The 1,668-nt window shown below is 71.8% G+C and carries 5 protein-coding genes; all 5 read right to left on the reverse strand.

Going from position 1 to position 1,668, the window contains the following annotated elements:
* Nucleotides 1-3 precede the first annotated feature (3 nt).
* Nucleotides 4-342: a hypothetical protein gene (locus tag ABD191_RS28640; RefSeq protein ID WP_344089004.1), complete on the reverse strand. Its 339-nt coding sequence runs from the start codon at nt 340-342 to the stop codon at nt 4-6.
* 68 nt (nt 343-410) lie between these two features.
* Nucleotides 411-560 (reverse strand): hypothetical protein, encoded by a 150-nt coding sequence (locus tag ABD191_RS28645; protein ID WP_157854933.1) that lies wholly within the window; start codon nt 558-560, stop codon nt 411-413.
* The gene (locus ABD191_RS28650) at nt 560-775 is read right to left on the reverse strand and encodes a hypothetical protein (RefSeq protein ID WP_030901116.1); all 216 of its coding nucleotides are present in this window, start codon (nt 773-775) and stop codon (nt 560-562) included. Before ABD191_RS28650 ends, ABD191_RS28645 begins: the two co-directional genes overlap by 1 nt.
* A 70-nt stretch (nt 776-845) precedes the next feature.
* Nucleotides 846-1,166 (reverse strand): hypothetical protein, encoded by a 321-nt coding sequence (locus ABD191_RS28655; RefSeq protein ID WP_030901119.1) that lies wholly within the window; start codon nt 1,164-1,166, stop codon nt 846-848.
* Nucleotides 1,167-1,245: 79 nt separating this feature from the next.
* On the reverse strand, nt 1,246-1,596 hold the full coding sequence (locus ABD191_RS28660; RefSeq protein ID WP_030901121.1) for a hypothetical protein: 351 nt from the start codon (nt 1,594-1,596) through the stop codon (nt 1,246-1,248).
* Between the last annotated feature and the right edge of the window lie 72 nt (nt 1,597-1,668).

Here is a 1,668-nt window from a genome sequence, read left to right on the forward strand (position 1 = left end):
TGATCAGGCGGGCGGGTCGATGTTGAGCGCGCGGAGGACGGCGTTCAGCACGGTGTCGGGGTCGGCGCCTTCCTCGGCGGCGGTGCCTTCGATGGCGTGCCAGGCGGCGGTGTGCTCCAGCTCGGTCAGCCGGCGGCGAGGTGCGGGCGCGGCTCCTCCGGCCTGGCGGGCCATGTCCCGGATCCCGGAGGCGGCCTCCTCGGCCCGGTCCAGAGGGACACGCAGGCTCGCGGTGTCGTCCTCCCCGTCGGTGCCGAGGATCAACAGGACTGCCGGGCGCCCGGGGAAGGGCTCGACACGGAGACGGTCTCCGTCGGGGTCGGTGTACTCGAAGCGGTTCATGAGGGCGGTTCCTTCCAGTGGTGTGGGCGGGGCTAGGCGGGAGTCGGGTCGAAGCGGCGGCGGAGCGGTCAGTAGGCGGCGGTGCCCCAGCGGCAGCCGGTGCACATCCAGGCGGGGAAGGGGCGTTCGGCGGTGGGGTGTTCGAGCTCGAAGGCCTTGGTGCCGCACTCGGGGCATTCGTCGGGCGCAGGCTCAACGGGGACGAAGGGCTCGGCCATCAGGCGACCTCGTGGTTCGCGGTCAGCGTCCAGCCGGCCTGCTCGTACTTCGCGACCAGGCTGTCGACGATCTCCGTGCGGCTGCCGCTGTACGCCTCGCCGTCGCCGCCGTGGACGTGGATGGACTCAAGGTCGGTCCACAGTTCGATGGTGAGTTCGTCAGTGCCGCAGGTCATGATCCAGACCTCGTGGACGTGGTCGTCGTTGCTGTGCACGGTCGGGTCCTTCCGGTGGTGTGGGTGGTGTCCGGGCCGGCCGCCCCAGGAGGACGACCGGTAGGCGGGGTCAGGCGGAGTGCGCTTCCAGCGGCCGCGTGCAGCGGTCACAGCGGATGTGGTCGCCGACGTAGCTCACGCACTTGGCGGCAGCGGCCACGGTCTCGCCGTCGGTCAGTGCCACGGCGAAGCAGCGTGCGCAGTGCCGGTCCCCGCAGTGCTGCCCGGCATGGTGGGCGGCGGCGATGCGGTCCAGCTCGGCACGGATCTCCGGGTTCTTGACGATGCCGTCGGCGATCCAGAAGGCGAGCTTCCACGTGTCGACGCTGAGGTTGATCTCCTGAGCGAGGAGGTGCTTGAGGCGGTCGTCCGGCGGCGGGTACTCGGGCATGTGGGTTTCTCCTTGTGCGCGGGTCGGGTCAGGGGGTCGGTTGGGGCGGCGGATCGTCGTGCGGCCCTCTGCGGGCCTCTCAGGCGCTCTGAGCTACCCGGCGGCCTTCACGGGCTCCCGTCGCGCCAGACGGGCGTACAGCGGCCCCGATGGCCATCTCCAGGTCCCGGACGGGAATGCTGCGGATGCCTCGCCTGCGGGCGGCAGCGGTAAGGCGGGTGACGGCGGCGATGCGGTCGGCAGCTTCGCGTCGTGCACGGCTTGCGAGGCGGGTCCGGTCGCCGACGATCCGCTGGCTGGCGAACACGGCGCTGATGCCGGCCCGGAGTCGGGCCGTCTCTGCCGCGGTCAGCTGGCCGCGTTCGGCGCGGTCGGCGAGGACGAGGAGCTGCTCGCGGGTGGGCGGTCGGTCGGTGCGGATGCTGGCCATCGGGGGCTCCGTTCGTGGGATGGTTGGTGCACGGCCCGCCGACTTCACCTCGGCGGGCCGGGTTGCTGTTCA

Source organism: Luedemannella helvata, assembly GCF_039528415.1.
GTDB lineage: Bacteria > Actinomycetota > Actinomycetes > Mycobacteriales > Micromonosporaceae > Luedemannella > Luedemannella helvata.

Coding starts and splice junctions, on each gene's coding strand:
- ABD191_RS28640 (WP_344089004.1), bottom strand. CDS start 342: ATGAACCGCTTCGAGTACACCGACCCCGACGGAGACCGTCTCCGTGTC.
- ABD191_RS28645 (WP_157854933.1), bottom strand. CDS start 560: ATGGCCGAGCCCTTCGTCCCCGTTGAGCCTGCGCCCGACGAATGCCCC.
- ABD191_RS28655 (WP_030901119.1), bottom strand. CDS start 1,166: ATGCCCGAGTACCCGCCGCCGGACGACCGCCTCAAGCACCTCCTCGCT.
- ABD191_RS28660 (WP_030901121.1), bottom strand. CDS start 1,596: ATGGCCAGCATCCGCACCGACCGACCGCCCACCCGCGAGCAGCTCCTC.